Annotated in this window: 13 protein-coding genes; 10 read left to right on the top strand and 3 right to left on the bottom strand. The window is 33.6% G+C overall.

Annotated elements, in window-relative coordinates; translation table 11 throughout:
- Window positions 1-47 precede the first annotated feature (47 nt).
- Both QOR44_RS07645 and QOR44_RS07640 read right to left on the bottom strand, forming a co-directional pair.
- A complete protein-coding gene (locus QOR44_RS07645; protein ID WP_000735439.1) occupies window positions 48-890 on the bottom strand; it encodes an alpha/beta hydrolase in 843 nt (280 codons plus the stop codon).
- Window positions 874-2,091 carry a PTS sugar transporter subunit IIC gene (locus tag QOR44_RS07640; RefSeq protein ID WP_000556340.1) on the bottom strand — a complete coding sequence of 406 codons (1,218 nt, stop codon included), beginning with the start codon at window positions 2,089-2,091 and terminating at the stop codon, window positions 874-876. The genes QOR44_RS07645 and QOR44_RS07640 overlap by 17 nt, the downstream gene beginning before the upstream one ends.
- A 334-nt stretch (window positions 2,092-2,425) precedes the next feature.
- On the opposite strand from QOR44_RS07640, the gene QOR44_RS07635 reads away from it, so the two are divergent.
- Entirely contained in the window at window positions 2,426-3,121 is a 696-nt protein-coding gene (locus tag QOR44_RS07635; RefSeq protein WP_000039372.1) for a YoaK family protein, read from the top strand.
- A gap of 157 nt (window positions 3,122-3,278) precedes the next feature.
- Here QOR44_RS07635 and tehB read toward each other — a convergent pair whose 3' ends face one another.
- Window positions 3,279-4,154, bottom strand: a complete 876-nt coding sequence (tehB, locus tag QOR44_RS07630; protein WP_000611124.1) for an SAM-dependent methyltransferase TehB — start codon at window positions 4,152-4,154, stop codon at window positions 3,279-3,281.
- 142 nt (window positions 4,155-4,296) lie between these two features.
- Between tehB and metG the strand changes: the two genes are divergently transcribed.
- The 9 genes from metG to QOR44_RS07585 all read left to right on the top strand — a co-directional run bounded on the left by metG (window position 4,297) and on the right by QOR44_RS07585 (window position 16,281).
- Entirely contained in the window at window positions 4,297-6,294 is a 1,998-nt protein-coding gene (metG, locus tag QOR44_RS07625; protein ID WP_000136755.1) for a methionine--tRNA ligase, read from the top strand.
- 195 nt (window positions 6,295-6,489) lie between these two features.
- Entirely contained in the window at window positions 6,490-7,827 is a 1,338-nt protein-coding gene (gene brnQ, locus QOR44_RS07620; protein WP_000239244.1) for a branched-chain amino acid transport system II carrier protein, read from the top strand.
- Window positions 7,828-8,190: 363 nt separating this feature from the next.
- Window positions 8,191-8,886: a polyphosphate polymerase domain-containing protein gene (locus QOR44_RS07615; RefSeq protein ID WP_001006716.1), complete on the top strand. Its 696-nt coding sequence runs from the start codon at window positions 8,191-8,193 to the stop codon at window positions 8,884-8,886.
- Between the two features lie 50 nt (window positions 8,887-8,936).
- On the top strand, window positions 8,937-9,614 hold the full coding sequence (locus QOR44_RS07610; protein WP_000654036.1) for a DUF4956 domain-containing protein: 678 nt from the start codon (window positions 8,937-8,939) through the stop codon (window positions 9,612-9,614).
- Window positions 9,607-11,052 (top strand): CotH kinase family protein, encoded by a 1,446-nt coding sequence (locus QOR44_RS07605; protein WP_017647038.1) that lies wholly within the window; start codon window positions 9,607-9,609, stop codon window positions 11,050-11,052. Before QOR44_RS07610 ends, QOR44_RS07605 begins: the two co-directional genes overlap by 8 nt.
- Before the next feature lie 6 nt (window positions 11,053-11,058).
- Window positions 11,059-13,218: a hypothetical protein gene (locus QOR44_RS07600; RefSeq protein WP_000760420.1), complete on the top strand. Its 2,160-nt coding sequence runs from the start codon at window positions 11,059-11,061 to the stop codon at window positions 13,216-13,218.
- A gap of 139 nt (window positions 13,219-13,357) precedes the next feature.
- The gene (locus tag QOR44_RS07595) at window positions 13,358-14,770 is read left to right on the top strand and encodes a glycosyltransferase family 2 protein (RefSeq protein ID WP_001173129.1); all 1,413 of its coding nucleotides are present in this window, start codon (window positions 13,358-13,360) and stop codon (window positions 14,768-14,770) included.
- Between the two features lie 241 nt (window positions 14,771-15,011).
- Window positions 15,012-15,545, top strand: coding sequence for a GNAT family N-acetyltransferase (locus QOR44_RS07590; protein ID WP_000752175.1), 534 nt, complete (start codon window positions 15,012-15,014; stop codon window positions 15,543-15,545).
- A 247-nt stretch (window positions 15,546-15,792) separates the two neighbouring features.
- Window positions 15,793-16,281: a prolyl-tRNA synthetase associated domain-containing protein gene (locus tag QOR44_RS07585; protein WP_000997602.1), complete on the top strand. Its 489-nt coding sequence runs from the start codon at window positions 15,793-15,795 to the stop codon at window positions 16,279-16,281.
- The last annotated feature ends 68 nt before the right edge of the window (window positions 16,282-16,349 follow it).

Here is a 16,349-nt window from a genome sequence, read left to right as displayed (position 1 = left end):
CGCAATATATTATATCAAAATAGCAGGGGCGTTGCTATTTTACAGCTTTAGTGAGGTTTTGGTAATTTACCTTTCTCATTTTTAAGAATTTTTTCTGCGACATATTGGATAACTTCAGGATTATCAGGCAAGTCAGAATGTGTAGCATTATTACCAGTTACTGTTAGTTGGGTATAGTGTTTAGCGGTTTCTTGGAAAATATATTTACCAGTCTCCACACTAGCAAATGGAACAATTTTATCACCATCATATGAATTAGTTCCTGCCAAATTGTATACCATGAGACTTGATGGAATATTTCCTTTATTACTGATTAAATCTTTAAGCATTTGAGTATGATTTGAGGTGTTACTTTCTTCAAAGTTAAAAGGTGTTCCCATTGTTAACAATGATTTCATATCAAATTCATCAGAGTCGTAATAATCTTCTAGGAAAATAGTCCATGATAAGCCACCATTTGAATGACCGATAGCGTTAAAACGTTTAAATTTATATTTCTTCTGAAGATCATTCATAGCAATCTGTAGCCATTTTGTTTGTTTTTTGATGTTACTATAACCATCTTCATTATTTTCAAATCCAATGACAATGTAAGGTTTGTGGTCATTGCCGCTAATTTGTCCATTGTAGATAATGCTATTGTCTTTTTTGACAGTTAACTTTAAAACGCTATGTTTTTCTCCCATTTGGTTGAGCTGTGCTAACATGCTGTTAAATCGTTCTTGAGTAGCACTGGATCCTGGAATTAAAATAGTAGGAGTCATTCGAGAGTTATAGAGTTTTATTTTGTGAGCTGTTACTTTATTGATATAGGACTTACCTAAGATAGTCATTCCTATAAGGATAATAATGACAAGTACAGGAGGAAGCCATCTAAGTAATTTTTTCATATTGTTCCTCCTTAGCGAAAGCGATTTTGACAAACGGACGATAAATAAAGAAGCCAACAACTAGAATAATTGCAGTGACTGGAAGGTAACGCCAATCCCCATTTGAAGCAAGAAAGCCAAATAGTAGACTAGGTGTACCACTTGGGACAGTATAAACTGCAGGGTCGACAAATTTTAGGTAGAGCATAAGAGCTCCAAAAGCCTCTGCAAAGATAGTTGTTAATACCATCGGAATGAATAATATTGGTTGTAAAATGACAGGTAGACCTACTAAAAATGGTAAATTTTGATCAAAAATAAGAGGAGTTAAGGTCAGTAATGTCAATTTATAGTAATTCTTCGATTGTAGTTTTCTACTTTCATATAAAACTGCTAAAAATAAGGATAATAGGATTCCAATACCGCCAAACATAGCAAAGCTATTTTTAACAGTATAAAAGGTATACAGATAAGGGATTTTATCTGTATGCTGGCTCAAGGCAGCATTTAAATTTTCGCTAACTACTGAAAAATAGGAGTACGGACGAAATAAAATATCTGGTACAAAAAGACCTGATAAGGTTAGAAAAATAGCTAAGATAGACCAAAGCATAATAGGAATTAATTGATGTGGCCCATCACCTAGCCATTGAGAAAAGTGATTTTGTATAAGGTATTCTAAATCAATATTAGGATAACGATATAAGATATGTGACAAAATAGAAGAGATTAATAGTAGTATAGCTAACATACTATACTGGAAAATATGATGGCGATTTTGAAGCAGTCGAGTTAAAAAGATAAAAAGATACGAAATCAAAGCCAGCATAAGCCAAATGGGTTGGCTAGGATAGTGATAATCTGTACCTGGAACAACTGAAGTTAGAAGCAACCAAACAGTGGCAAAGCCAAGTAAACTTGCAGAAAAACTTTCTTTAGTTTGGTTAGATAAGCCTCTCCATACTAAACTAGCCACAAAATAACTAGCCATAAAGTAGATTAGTAAATGAGATAAATCATAAAGAGTATTGGAAACCGTATATAACCACTCGTTTTTATAAATACTGGACTTTGTTGTTTGAGCTAAAAAAGAATCATCTGATATAACGAGTTTTTGAAGGATTTCAATCCAAGAAAAAATGAGAGCAAAAGGAAAGATATCTTTAAAACTTTTATAAATTAGATAACGGCAATGATGACATTTATAAATAGTGCTGTGCATAATCTGTACTGACCTCCTAATAGGTTGTATTTATTGTAACAAATGTTAAGAATGGTGCAAGTTTTTTGGTAGTAAAATTAAAAGTAACTAATTAAACTTCAAATTAAGGGTAAATGACTCATGAGATTTTCTTTATTCTTTCATAAAGTGAGATTGCTTCAATGCTGAGGCTATGATATACTAAAACTACATTATCATTGCTTAATAATTTATTTAGAACTGTTAGGCTAGCTAGTGCTAGTATTAATACTATTTTAAACCAATCTATTAGAAAAAAAGTGCTGAGCAAGATTGCCCAGTCTTATTTTTGTTTGCCATAAAGTTAGAGGAAAATATGTCCAAAAAGTCTCACCGTCAATATCAAATATATGAAGGGCTCAGGTGTGCGGTTGCACTCTGTTTTATTTCAGGTTATATCAATGCTTTCACTTATGTAACACAAGGAAAACGTTTTGCAGGTGTACAAACTGGGAATTTGTTATCTTTTGCTATTCATCTTAGTAATAAGCATTATAGTCAAGCGCTTGCTTTTTTGCTACCTATAATGGTTTTCATGTTAGGTCAATCGTTTACTTATTTCATGAATCGTTGGGCGAATAAACATCAACTGCACTGGTACCTATTATCTAGTTTTGCGTTGACACAGGTTGCTATAGTAACAATTATATTGACTCCTTTCTTACCATCGTCGTTTACTGTGGCAGGACTAGCCTTCTTTGCTTCAATACAAGTAGATACCTTTAAATCACTCAGAGGAGCACCTTATGCTAATATGATGATGACTGGTAATATCAAGAATGCTGCTTATTTATTAACAAAGGGACTTTACGAAAAAAATTCTGATATTTTCTTAATTGCTAGAAATACGATTATTATTATTGGAGGATTTATCTTTGGTGTTGTTTGCTCGACTTATTTTTCAAGTAAACTGGGCGAATGGAGCTTATCATTAATATTAATTCCTCTTTTATATGTCAACTTGCTGTTAGGCCATGAATTTTATAACCTACAAGTAGAAAGGCACTCCTAATGTATGGCGTTTTATGTTGAAGAGCTATACTAAGGCTGATTGTTACAACAATACTTTGAAATATCATCTCTATATATTTTATAGGATAATTATGTATGGGTTTAGAACATATTTATTACCTAACCAAAGATAAAAGTGAGTAGATTTCTACTCACTTTTATGATCTTAATTTTCGAGCTAATAAAGTCGCAAACTGTAATTTTAAGCGATTACCGTTTTCATCCACCCTGTGCAATTCACCTAAATTTTCATTATATTTGATGATTTCCCAGTCATTGTAATAAGATTTCAATTGTCCTTCTTTGAAGGTAAAAGGGAATGGAAGCGGGCAAGGATTTTCAGCGGTATCCATAGCAGAAACGATAAGATTGTATCCTCCAATCTGAGTATGTGATTGCATTTGTAAAATAATATCAGAAATGCAGTCGGGATTTAAAAACATAAATACCACAGTTGATAAAATAAAATCATAGTGCCCTTCAATAGCAGCAGTATTAATATCATACCTTTTTATATTGTAAGGAAGCTCTTCTTCTAATGCCATATTTTCTAAAGCTACAAGGCTCTGTCCGTTTGAATCGACAGAAGTCACTTGATGTCCCAGCAGCGATAAATAAAGTGAGTTTCGCCCTTGACCACACCCAAGGTCTAGTATATTACTCTTCTCAGATAAGAGAGGTGCACTGGCGATAACCTCAGAATGTGTGCGCGTGAGACCATATTTTTTATGGAAGTAATCTTCTTTTTGGCAGTAAAAAGTTAGATAGCAACTTAAGTCTGGACTATTTGGTGAAACTTTATGCCAGACTTGTGGATCAACAAAAGGAATATCACTACTAGCATCAAAAATATGCCGCGAGATTTCCTCTCCATCAGGAGATAACTGGTAAAATACTAAAGAACCACTTAGAATGGTTAGTTTTGCCCAGGTGCCTTCCTTAGTATTATGCTTTTCTAAAAATGTCTTTGGAATAGACTGTGCAGTCCAAACCGGCATAGTTTTGTAGGGGAGAAGTGTTTTTGTATTAATCATATATTAACTCTCTATTTTTAATACCTTTATTATAGCAAAAGTAGATATATTATTCAGAGATATATCCAGTTGAAAAAGATTTTATGTTATAATGTATCATGATAAAAAACACCTTTCATTAGGGTGGCTTATAGGAGAAATCATGACAGAAAAAAAATCATTTTACATTACTACCCCAATTTATTACCCATCAGGTAAATTGCACATCGGTTCTGCCTATACAACGATAGCATGTGATGTTTTGGCACGTTACAAACGCATGATGGGCTTTGATGTTCAGTATTTAACTGGTCTTGATGAGCATGGTCAGAAAATTCAGCAAAAAGCTGAAGAAGCAGGCATTACACCACAGGAATATGTTGATGGCATGGCTGAAAGTGTCAAAACATTATGGGAACTTCTAGATATTTCCTATGACAAATTCATCCGTACAACAGATACTTACCATGAAGAAGCGGTTGCTAAAATTTTTGAACAATTGTTGGCACAAGGGGACATCTATCTTGGTGAGTATACCGGATGGTATTCTGTTTCAGATGAAGAATTTTTTACTGAAAGCCAATTAGCAGAAGTTTATCGTGACGAAAACGGTAATATGATTGGTGGTGTTGCGCCATCTGGTCATGAAGTTGAAAAAGTTTCTGAAGAATCTTATTTCTTCCGCATGAGCAAATATGCAGATCGTTTAAAAGCGTACTACGCTGAGCATCCAGAATTTATTCAGCCAGATGGTCGTATGAATGAAATGCTTAAAAACTTTATAGAACCAGGTTTAGAAGATTTAGCAGTGTCTCGTACAACTTACACATGGGGAGTTCAGGTACCATCAAATCCAAAACATGTTATTTATGTCTGGATTGATGCTTTGATGAACTATATTTCTGCTCTTGGTTATGGTTGGTCTGACGATCTCAGTCAATATCATAAATTTTGGCCAGCAGACATTCATATGATTGGTAAAGATATTCTTCGTTTCCACTCTATTTATTGGCCTATCATGTTGATGGCGCTGGATTTGCCATTACCAAAACGTCTAGTTGCTCATGGTTGGTTTGTGATGCAAGATGGTAAAATGTCTAAATCAAAAGGGAATGTCGTTTATCCAGAAATGTTAGTAGAGCGTTTTGGTCTTGATCCACTCCGTTATTATCTCATGCGTTCATTGCCTGTTGGTTCAGACGGAACTTTTACGCCAGAAGATTATGTTGGACGTATTAACTATGAACTTGCTAATGATTTAGGAAACCTTCTCAACCGCACTATTGCTATGGTTAACAAGTATTTCGATGGAGAAGTACCAAGGTTTGCTGTTGCAACTGACTTTGATGCCGATTTAGCTTCTGTTGCGACAGATAGTATTGAAAACTATCATAAACAAATGGAAGCGGTGGATTTCCCACGTGCCCTTGAAGCTGTATGGAATCTTATTTCACGAACTAACAAATATATTGATGAAACAGCACCGTGGGTACTTGCAAAAGACGAAACAGATTGTGATAAGTTAGCAGCTGTAATGAGTCATTTAGTTGCTAGTCTACGTGTTGTTGCTCACCTCATTCAACCGTTCATGATGGAAACTTCCGATGCCATTATGGAACAACTTGGTTTAGGGACAACATTCGATCTTGAAAAATTGACTTTTGCTGGTCTACCAGAAGGTGTTCGAGTTGTTGCAAAAGGTTCACCAATTTTCCCAAGGTTGGATATGGAAGACGAAATTACTTATATCAAAGAACAAATGAATGCTGGAAAAGCACCAGTGGAAAAGGAGTGGGTTCCTGAAGAAGTTGAATTGACATCAAGCAAAGGTCAAATCAAGTTTGAGGATTTTGACGCTGTTGAAATCCGCGTTGCAGAAGTAATTGAAGTTGAGAAAGTGGAAGGTTCTGATAAACTTCTTCGTTTCCGTCTAGATGCTGGTGACGAGGGCCATCGTCAAATCTTATCAGGGATTGCAAAATTTTACCCAAATGAACAAGAGTTAGTAGGGAAAAAACTCCAAATTGTTGCTAACCTCAAACCACGTAAAATGATGAAAAAATATGTCAGTCAAGGCATGATTCTCTCAGCAGAACATGATGGTAAATTGACAGTGTTGACGGTCGATTCAGCAGTGGCAAATGGATCAATTATTGGTTAATCAAAAAGAGCATTATGCTCTTTTTTTGTTTTCAAGAAAAAAGTGACTGAATAGTTGGAAAATTATGAAAATGACCTAGAATTTATTTTTATTTTTGATATAATAAAAGACATCGATTCTAAGCATTTAGATAGAATTTGATAAGGAGAATTTATGGAAAGGGTGTAAATAGATCATTTACACTAATGGTTGCTTATGGTAAAAAAAGGCTTTTTAACGGGATTACTCTTATTTGGTATCTTCTTTGGTGCAGGGAACCTCATTTTTCCACCAGCATTAGGTGTAGCATCTGGACAAGATTTCTGGCCAGCGATTTTAGGATTTTGTTTGTCAGGAGTTGGATTAGCTATTATTACCCTCCTATTAGGCACACTAACTAATGGTGGTTATAAGACAGAGATGTCGGAAAAATTTAGTCCGTGGTTTTCTTTAACATTTTTAGTTATACTCTACCTAACTATTGGTCCACTTTTTGCTATTCCTAGAACAGCAACGGTTTCTTTTGAAATTGGGGTTGCTCCAATTGTAGGACATAGTCCGATTGCTCTTTTGTGTTTTACAGCCTGTTTTTTTGCTGCAGCTTATTATCTCGCTATTAGACCAAATGGTATATTAGATAGTGTTGGGAAAATCTTAACGCCTGTTTTTGCCTTTTTAATTCTCTCTTTGGTTGTCGTTGGAGCTATTGCTTATGGAAACTTGGAGAGTGCTAAGGCGAGTGCTGACTATGCAGGAAAAGCGTTTGGAAGTGGTGTCTTAGCAGGCTATAATACACTTGATGCACTTGCAGCAGTTGCTTTTTGTCTAGTAGCAACAGAAACGCTTAAAAAGTTTGGTTTTAAAACTAAAAAAGAATATTTATCAACCATTTGGATTGTTGGAATTGTTACTAGTTTAGCATTTAGTATTTTATATATTGGCTTAGGTTTTTTAGGGAATAAGTTTCCTGTCCCAGCTGATATTTTAGCTGACCCAAATGTTAATAAAGGAGCTTATGTATTATCACAAGCATCTTATAAATTATTTGGAAATTTTGGTCGTTATTTCTTGAGTATTATGGTAACATTGACATGCTTTACAACAACAGTTGGGCTTATTGTGTCAGTATCTGAATTTTTTGATAAGAACTTTCGTTTTGGGAATTATAAATTATTTGCTACTGTTTTTACTTTGATTGGCTTTTTAATTGCTAATCTTGGTTTAAATGCTGTAATTACTTTTTCAGTTCCTGTGCTAACTTTATTGTATCCGATTGTTATTGTTATTGTCTTAATTATTTTGATTAATAAGTGGTTGCCGCTTTCAAAAAAGGGAATGTCTTTGACAATTGGTCTTGTCACTTTAGTGTCGTTTGTTGAGGTTCTAGCGGGACAATGGCAAGAAAAAACATTAACTCAGTTAGTTGGATTCCTCCCCTTTCATACTATTTCAATGGGGTGGCTAGTTCCAATGTTGATTGGTATAGTATTTTCTTTGGTGCTGTCAGATAAACAAAAAGGCCAAGCATTTGATTTAGAGAAATTTGAAGGATAGCACTATTTCAATTTTATAGATATGTCAAAAAGGTTAAAACTTAGTTTTAGCCTTTTTTATATCAGATTTTTTAAATGATATATAGATTGCAGTAAGGTGTGATTAAACTAAGATATAAACACTTTTTAAAAATTATTTTATAACAGCTGTGGATTGAAAATATACATTTTTCTTCTAGGTTTAAATGAGCGTAACAATCATATTTATAGTATAAAAATAAAGTTTAAAATGCCTTCGTATAAAAAAATATACATTATATATTTTCCTGTTGACAAGGTGTATAATTTCTGATATATTTATTTTTGCTTAATTTATTGTTAATATTTATATATAAATTAATATTTAATTAAACAGAGGTGAGTGATGAACGAAGTTCTTAGACAGGAAAAAAAATATTTAATATCACTTGAAGATTACTATCTTTTATCTAAGAAATTTTCCCAAGTAATGACGCTCGATTCGCATAGTTCAGACGACGGCTATACTATCCGTTCGCTATACTTTGATTCTTTAGAAGGTGTTGATTGGCAAGAAAAGGAAGATGGTGTTGAGATACGAAGAAAGATTCGTTTGCGCAATTATGGTAGTCAAAGCAATTTTGCGAAATTAGAAATGAAACAAAAACAAGGTGCTAATCAAAAAAAGCGCTCTCTAAAATTAAGCAAGACAGATGCTCAAGCGCTGATTAATGGTAACAATAGTGTTTTATTAAATTATCCGGATACATTTGCTGCGGAGTGTTATTCAAGGATAACAACGCAACTTTATCAACCTAAAACGGTTATTGAGTACCAAAGAAAAGCTTTTGTTGCTAAGGAAAACAATATCCGAATCACCTTTGACCACCATATAATAGGTACAGAGGCTAGTTATGATATTTTCTCAGAGGATTTAAATCAAAATTATTTATTAGATCCTTACCTTGTTATTTTAGAAGTTAAATATAATGGATTTTTATTGTCTTATATTAAAGAACTCTTAGATTCGGTAGATAGAAGTGAACTTTCAGCGAGTAAGTATTGTTTAGGAAGAGCTGTTAGTAAACATTATCGTTTTTAGTGAAAAAGTATATACGTTAATTATTATTAAATGTGAGAGGATAACAAAAAATGAAAGACCTATTACGAAATAGTCTAGAGCAAAGTGGAAATTTAAGTTTTCAAGATATGATTTTACATATTCTTGTAGCAGCTTTATTGAGTGTAGTTATTTATGTTTCCTATGCTTATACGCATAGTGGAACTGCCTATAGTAAAAAGTTTAATGTTTCATTAATGACATTGACGGTCTTGACTGCAACAGTAATGACCGTTATTGGTAATAATGTAGCCTTGTCATTGGGTATGGTCGGTGCCTTGTCAGTTGTTCGTTTTAGGACAGCCATAAAAGATTCAAGAGATACAGTTTATATTTTTTGGACCATAGTTGTTGGTATCTGTTGTGGTGTCGGTGACTATGTGGTAGCTGCATTAGGAAGTAGCGTTATCTTTATCTTATTGTGGGTTATGGGACGTGTTAAAAACGAGAATCGTATGTTATTGATTGTGAAGTGCGATAGAACACTAGAAGTTGATTTAGAAGGAATTTTCTTCCAATATTTTGACGGAAAAGCTGTTCAGCGTGTTAAAAATTCAACAACTAATACTATTGAAATGATTTTCGAAATCTCTAGAAAAGATTACGATAAGCAACACCATGTAGATAATCAGTTAACTGAAAAAGTTTACCAATTGGGAAATATTGATTATTTCAACATTGTTAGCCAAAGCGACGAAATCAATGGGTAGACTTATGAGAGGGAAGGTTATTTACGGCACAACCCTTATAGGTCTTTTTCTATTCTTATTTTTCTATTTTTGGATTCCTAAGCATCACATCGAGAGAATACATCATCATCGTATAAAGCAGGTAGATGCGAAGAGTGATTTAACAGGATTTAAAACCCATTTGCCCATTATCAGCATTGATACAAAGCAACAAGTTATTCCTCTTGTTACAAAAGAAGGCGGAAAATATGTCAAAGCTAGGGATAATATTAATGTTGATATCGAATTACGGGATTCTCCAAGTAGATCACATCATTTATCAGAAAAGCCGAGAATTAGGACAAAAGGGTTAATATCATATAGAGGAAATTCCTCTCGTTACTTTGATAAGAAGTCATTGAAAGTTAAGTTTGTCACTAATAAGTTAAAGGAAAAGAAGCATCGATTAGCAGGAATGCCTAAAGAATCAGAGTGGGTATTGCATGGTCCTTTTCTAGACAGAACATTATTAAGAAATTATCTGAGTTATAATATTGCCGGTGAGATTATGTCCTATGCTCCAAACGTTCGCTACTGTGAGTTATTTGTCAATGGTGAGTATCAGGGAGTATATCTAGCAGTTGAGAATATCGAACAAGGTGAGCAACGAGTTCCCATTGAAAAAAGTGATAAAAAGTTGCATAAAACACCTTATATCGTTGCTTGGGATCGTGAACATAAGGCAAAGCAAAAGTTAGATAACTATGTACATTATACACACCAGTCTGGTATCTCAGCTCTTGATGTGAAATATCCAGGTAAACAAAGATTGACATCAAAACAATTAGAGTTTATTAGTAAGGACATCAATCATATTGAAAAAGTCCTTTATTCTTATGATTTTTCACAATATCCTAAATATATTGATAGAGAATCATTTGCAAATTATTTTGTCATCAATGAATTTTTTAGAAATGTGGATGCGGGTAAATTTTCAACCTATCTATATAAAGATCTTCGTGATAGAGCAAAACTAGTAGTTTGGGATTTTAATAATGCTTTTGATAATCAAATTGAAGGACGTGTTGATGAGGCAGATTTTACCTTGACGGATGCACCGTGGTTCAATATGCTCATTAAGGACAAAGCATTTATAGACCTGGTTGTTCATCGCTATAAAGAATTACGAAAGGGAGTTCTAGCGACAGAATATTTATCTAATTACATAGACGAGACAAGGCATTTTTTAGGTCCAGCTATTGATCGAAATTATAAAAAATGGGGCTATGTCTTTGATTTAAAGAATACTGATCCAAGGAATTATTTGATTCCTACTGAACGCAATGTGACAAGTTATCACAAATCAGTAGAACAATTAAAAGATTTTATCAAAAAGCGTGGCAGATGGATGGATAGAAATATTGAGACCTTGTATCAATATAGTGCACCATCGAAAAATACTAATACTTTACTGGAGTAGAACATTATGAAAAAATATCTAAGTATTGTAGCCCTTTTAACTATTTTGTTTAGCTCTATTTATTATTTGTATTACTTTGATGGTAGTTTGTATTTACCAAAGGGCTTATTAAAAGAAAATACAAGAACTAACTTTGTTGTTAAAGGTGATACTGTACTTCACAAGCCCACCAATAAACCTTTTGTTGCTAAAGGAGTAGACGTTGAGTCTTCCTTAGCGGGTTATCATCACAACGATTTTCCTATTACTCAAAAAACGTATCGTGAATGGTTCCATTTAATTTCCAACATGGGGGCAAATACTGTAAGAGTCAAGGTACCGATGAATGTTGCATTTTACGATGCCTTATATCACCACAACAAAGCATCAAAGAGGCCACTGTATTTGTTGCAAGGAATACGTATAGATTCTTATCGCAATAATGCTTCTATAACAGCTTTTAATGATAATTATAGGGGGTATTTAAAACGAGAAGCAAAAGGCGTTGTGGATATTCTCCATGGGCGTAAGCAAGTATGGAATACTGATTTTGGTAGCCGTCATTATCATTATGATCTTAGTCCTTGGGTACTTGGTTATGTCGTAGGGGATGATTGGAATAGTGGTACTGTCGCTTATACTAATCATCAAGAGAAAAAAACGCAATATAAAGGACGTTATTTTAAAACTTCTGCGGCAGCTAATCCATTTGAGGTCATGCTAGCTCAAGTTATGGATGAATTGACACATTATGAGACAGCTAAATATGGTTGGCAACATTTGATTAGTTTTTCAAACTCACCAACAACAGACCCTTTTCGTTATCGAAAACCATTTGAGGCACAGGCTCCTAAATACGTACAACTAAATGTAGAAAATATTCAAGCTAATTCAAATGTTAAAGCAGGTATGTTTGCAGCATATAAAGCTATTGATTTCCATCCTCGATACAAGGATTATCTATTATTTGATAAAGAGAATATCAGTAAAGAAGATAGACAAAAGATTAAAGAACTTTCTTTGTCACAGGGATACGTTAAACTGCTAAATGCTTATCACAAAATCCCTGTTCTAGTCACGGGTTATGGCTATTCGACAGCGAGAGGTATTGCCCAAAAAGAAATTGACAAACGTCCTCTGCCGATTAATGAAAAAGAACAAGGTCAGCGTTTACTAGAAGATTATGAATCTTTTATATCATCCGGTAGTTTTGGAGCGACTATCAATGCATGGCAAGACGATTGGAATGCAAGGGCGTGGAATACATCCTTCGCCACAAATAAACATAGTCAATTCCTATGGGGGGATGCACAAGTATTTAATCAAGGTTATGGTTTATTAGGCTTTAAAAACGCAAAACATCATTATCAGGTTGATGGTAAAAGAGGCAAAGGAGAGTGGAAACATCCTCTGATGACTAGTGCAACAGGAGATGACTTATATGCTAGCAGTGATGAAAGCTATCTCTATCTTGCGATTAAAACAAAACCTGAAAAACTAAAAGAAAAACGATTATTACCAATAGATATTACACCAAAATCTGGTAGTAGAAAAATGAATGGTAGTAAGGTCACATTTTCTAAATCTAGTGACTTTGTATTGTCTATTGATCCAAATGGCAAGTCTGAATTATTTGTCCAAGAGCGCTATAATGCCTTAAAAGCGAACTATCTTCGACAGCTTAACGGTAAAGATTTTTATGCTTTCCCACCAAAGAAGAACAGTAGTAATTTTGAGCAGATAAATATGGTATTGAGAAATACAAAGATTGTTGAAGACATGGAAAAAGTAAAAGCAACAGAGAGGTTCTTACCAACTCATCCTGCTGGTCTTCTCAAAACAGGAACAACTGATAGGCACCAAAAAACATTTGATTCACAAACAGATATTTCGTTTGGAAAGGACTTTATAGAGGTCAGAATTCCGTGGCAGTTGTTGAATTTTTCTGATCCATCATCTCAAAAAATTCACGATGATTACTTTAAACATTATGGTGTGAAGGAGTTAGAAATTGAGAGCATTGCTTTAGGATTAGGTGCTAATAGCAAAGAAAACACACTGATAAAGATGGCAGATTATCGTTTGAAAAATTGGGAGAGACCCGATACTAAAACCTTTTTAAAAGACTCCTATTATAGTATTAAGAAAGAATGGTCTAAAGAAAGAGAGAGAACATATGGTACATAACATTTTATATTTTTACATTTTGATTTGCTTAGCAATTATTGTTTTTAACATTCACTATATCTTAAGACAACGATTAGATAAGCTTAGTTGGCTTCGTATTCGGAAAAAGGATATAAATATCAAATAAAGGGGATTTTCTATGGCATTATTTTTTACCTTCCTAAAGGTATCTCAAGTCATTTTCTTAGTATTATTGATTGCCTATGCCAGCTTTTTAGTGATTTCATTAGTCATTGGAGGTGTTCATCTCTATGAAAAAAATGAGCGCAAAAAAAGTTTAACTAGAAATAAAGAAAAAATTCCAATTTCAATTATTGTACCAGCCTATAATGAATCAACAACCATTGTGAGTTCGATTGATTCGTTATTGCACCTTGATTATGAAGCGTATGAAATTATCGTTGTGGATGACGGTTCCAGTGACAATACTTCAGATGTTCTCAAGGAAGAGTTTGCATTAATGAAAATCTCGAATACGATTGATTCAATTATTGCTACTCAAACTTGTAAAGATGTCTTTCAGAGACAGGTTGGTAAGGTTAAACTGACACTCATTGTTAAAGAAAATGGTGGCAAAGGGGATGCCTTAAATATGGGGATCAATGCTGCTAATTACGATTATTTTCTATGTCTAGATGCAGATTCTATGTTGCAGGTAGATTCTTTGAGTCAAATTAGCAAATCCATACAGGTAGATCCGACAGTTATAGCAGTGGGAGGGCTCGTCCAAGTTGCTCAAGGTGTTAAGATTGAGCAGGGGAAAGTAGCATCTTATCGTTTGCCTTGGAGAATTATTCCTTGTACACAAGCACTTGAGTATGATTCATCATTTTTAGGAGCTCGAATCTTTTTAGACTATTTAAAAGCTAATTTAATTATTTCGGGGGCTTTCGGTCTTTTTAAGAAAGATCTTGTTAAAGCGGTGGGAGGATATGACACCCAGACTCTAGGAGAAGATATGGAGTTGGTGATGAAATTACATTTCTTCTGTCGTAATAATAATATTCCTTATCGTATTTGTTATGAAACAGATGCTGTTTGTTGGAGCCAAGCACCAACGAATTTAGGGGATTTACGTAAACAGAGACGCCGATGGTATCTTGGCTTGTACCAATGTTTAAAAAAATATAAAAGTATTTTTGCCAATTATCGCTTTGGAGCTGTAGGATCAATTTCTTATATTTACTATATTTTATTTGAATTACTGACCCCTTTTATAGAATGTTTTGGTATTGTCATTATATTTTTGTCCTTATTATTTAATCAATTAAACATCCCATTCTTTATATCATTGGTGAGCCTTTATATCTTTTACTGTGTTTTAATTACATTAAGCTCTTTCTTACACCGTATTTATTCTCAGCAACTAGTAATAGGAATTTTAGATATTGTTAAAGTATTTTATATTGCTGTTTTTAGGTATCTTATCCTACATCCTGTATTAACTTTTGTTAAGGTTGCAAGTGTTATTGGCTATAAAAATAAAAAAATGGTTTGGGGGCATATTACGAGAGAGAAACAAATGAAGGATTTTGAAACAAGTGTTACTTAGAAGTTATAGCGATCCATATATATATAAAATAATCACTAAAAGAGCGTAGATAACTACGCTCTTTTAGTGATTATCAATAATTGGCCTAATCTGAGGTTAATGTTTAAAATCATCTAAAATTTTAGAAATATAATGATAAATGAGAACTAGAACTGTTCAAAATAAAAATTAATATCACGAAAATGGTATAATTGGAGTAGTTATCAGACAGTTAAGAATAATTTTTGAAAGGATTTTAGTTATGGCTTGCATAATCAGGAGAGCAAGATTAGGAGATGAAGTCAATTTAGCTTATATTCAAACGGAGAGCTGGAAAGCTGCTTTTGGTAAGATACTACCTGAGGATATCATTCAAAAAACTACGGAAATAGAACCTGCCATAACAATGTATCAACAGCTACTACACAAGGAGGTTGGTAAGGGTTATATATTGGAAGTAGATAGCAATCCTCATTGTATGGCTTGGTGGGATAAAAGTAGAGAAGATGATATGCTTGATTATGCAGAACTCATTTGTATACATAGTCTTAAAAAAGGTTGGGGAAAAGGTTATGGGTCTCAAATGATGAATCATGTACTATCAGAGATACAGCAAGCAGGTTATAATAAAGTGATGCTTTGGGTATTTACAGAAAATACACGCGCAAGGAAATTTTACGATAGATTTGGTTTTTCTTTTAAGGGTAAATCAAAAACTTATTTTGAAAAGGAAGAAATGTGTTATGAGAAGATTTTGCACCAGCGAGATAAAGCATCCGATAACACAATAGTATAAACATCCTATTTTGAAAAACAATTTCCTTTAAGAGGAACAAATTTGTAAAAGAAAATTGTTATAGGTATAATGAAGATTATGAAGGTAAAGTTTTCTGAGTGAAAAACAGTGTATCAATTTTAGGTTCTCTAGTCTACAAAAAGATAATTAGATTTACTGTTTCATTTTATAAAAAATTCACCCAACAAGTTTCAGAAATCATTTACACAAATTGTTATGCTAATTATATGGAAGAATGGAGAAAATTATGAATGATTTTGAAAAAATTATAGTTGTGCTAAATCAACTAAATATCTCATATGAATTAGTGGAACATGAACCTGCTTTATCGACGGAGCAAGCAGACAGCTTTATTGTGGGAATTGAAGGAGTAAGAACAAAAACAATGTTCTTGACCAACAAGAAAAAGACGAAATATTATTTACTAATAATGGATGACCAGAAACTGTTAGACATGGAACATTTTAAAGAATTAGTTGGTGCTAATCGCATTCGAATGGCTTCTGCGGACAGTCTCCATCAGAAAATGCTTTTACCTTCTGGTGTGGTTTCCCCCTTTGGTTTAATTAATAATCATGATAAAGATATCCTTGTTTATTTTGATCAAGAAATCGTCAAAGAAGAAAGAATGAGTTTTCATCCTAACACTAACGATAAGACTATTTTTATCCAGACCACGGATCTTTTTACTTTCTTAGAGCAACTCGGGTATGAAGTTAATATCATAGAATTATAGTTTGCTTTACCCAATGTGTTTTCATGTGTTATTACTTGCTCCAACTGAGTGAAAGTTATTATCTGTGT

Origin of the sequence: Streptococcus agalactiae, from assembly GCF_949788565.1 — a bacterium.
Lineage (GTDB): Bacteria > Bacillota > Bacilli > Lactobacillales > Streptococcaceae > Streptococcus > Streptococcus agalactiae.
This window is presented reverse-complemented; position numbering and strand designations above follow the sequence as displayed.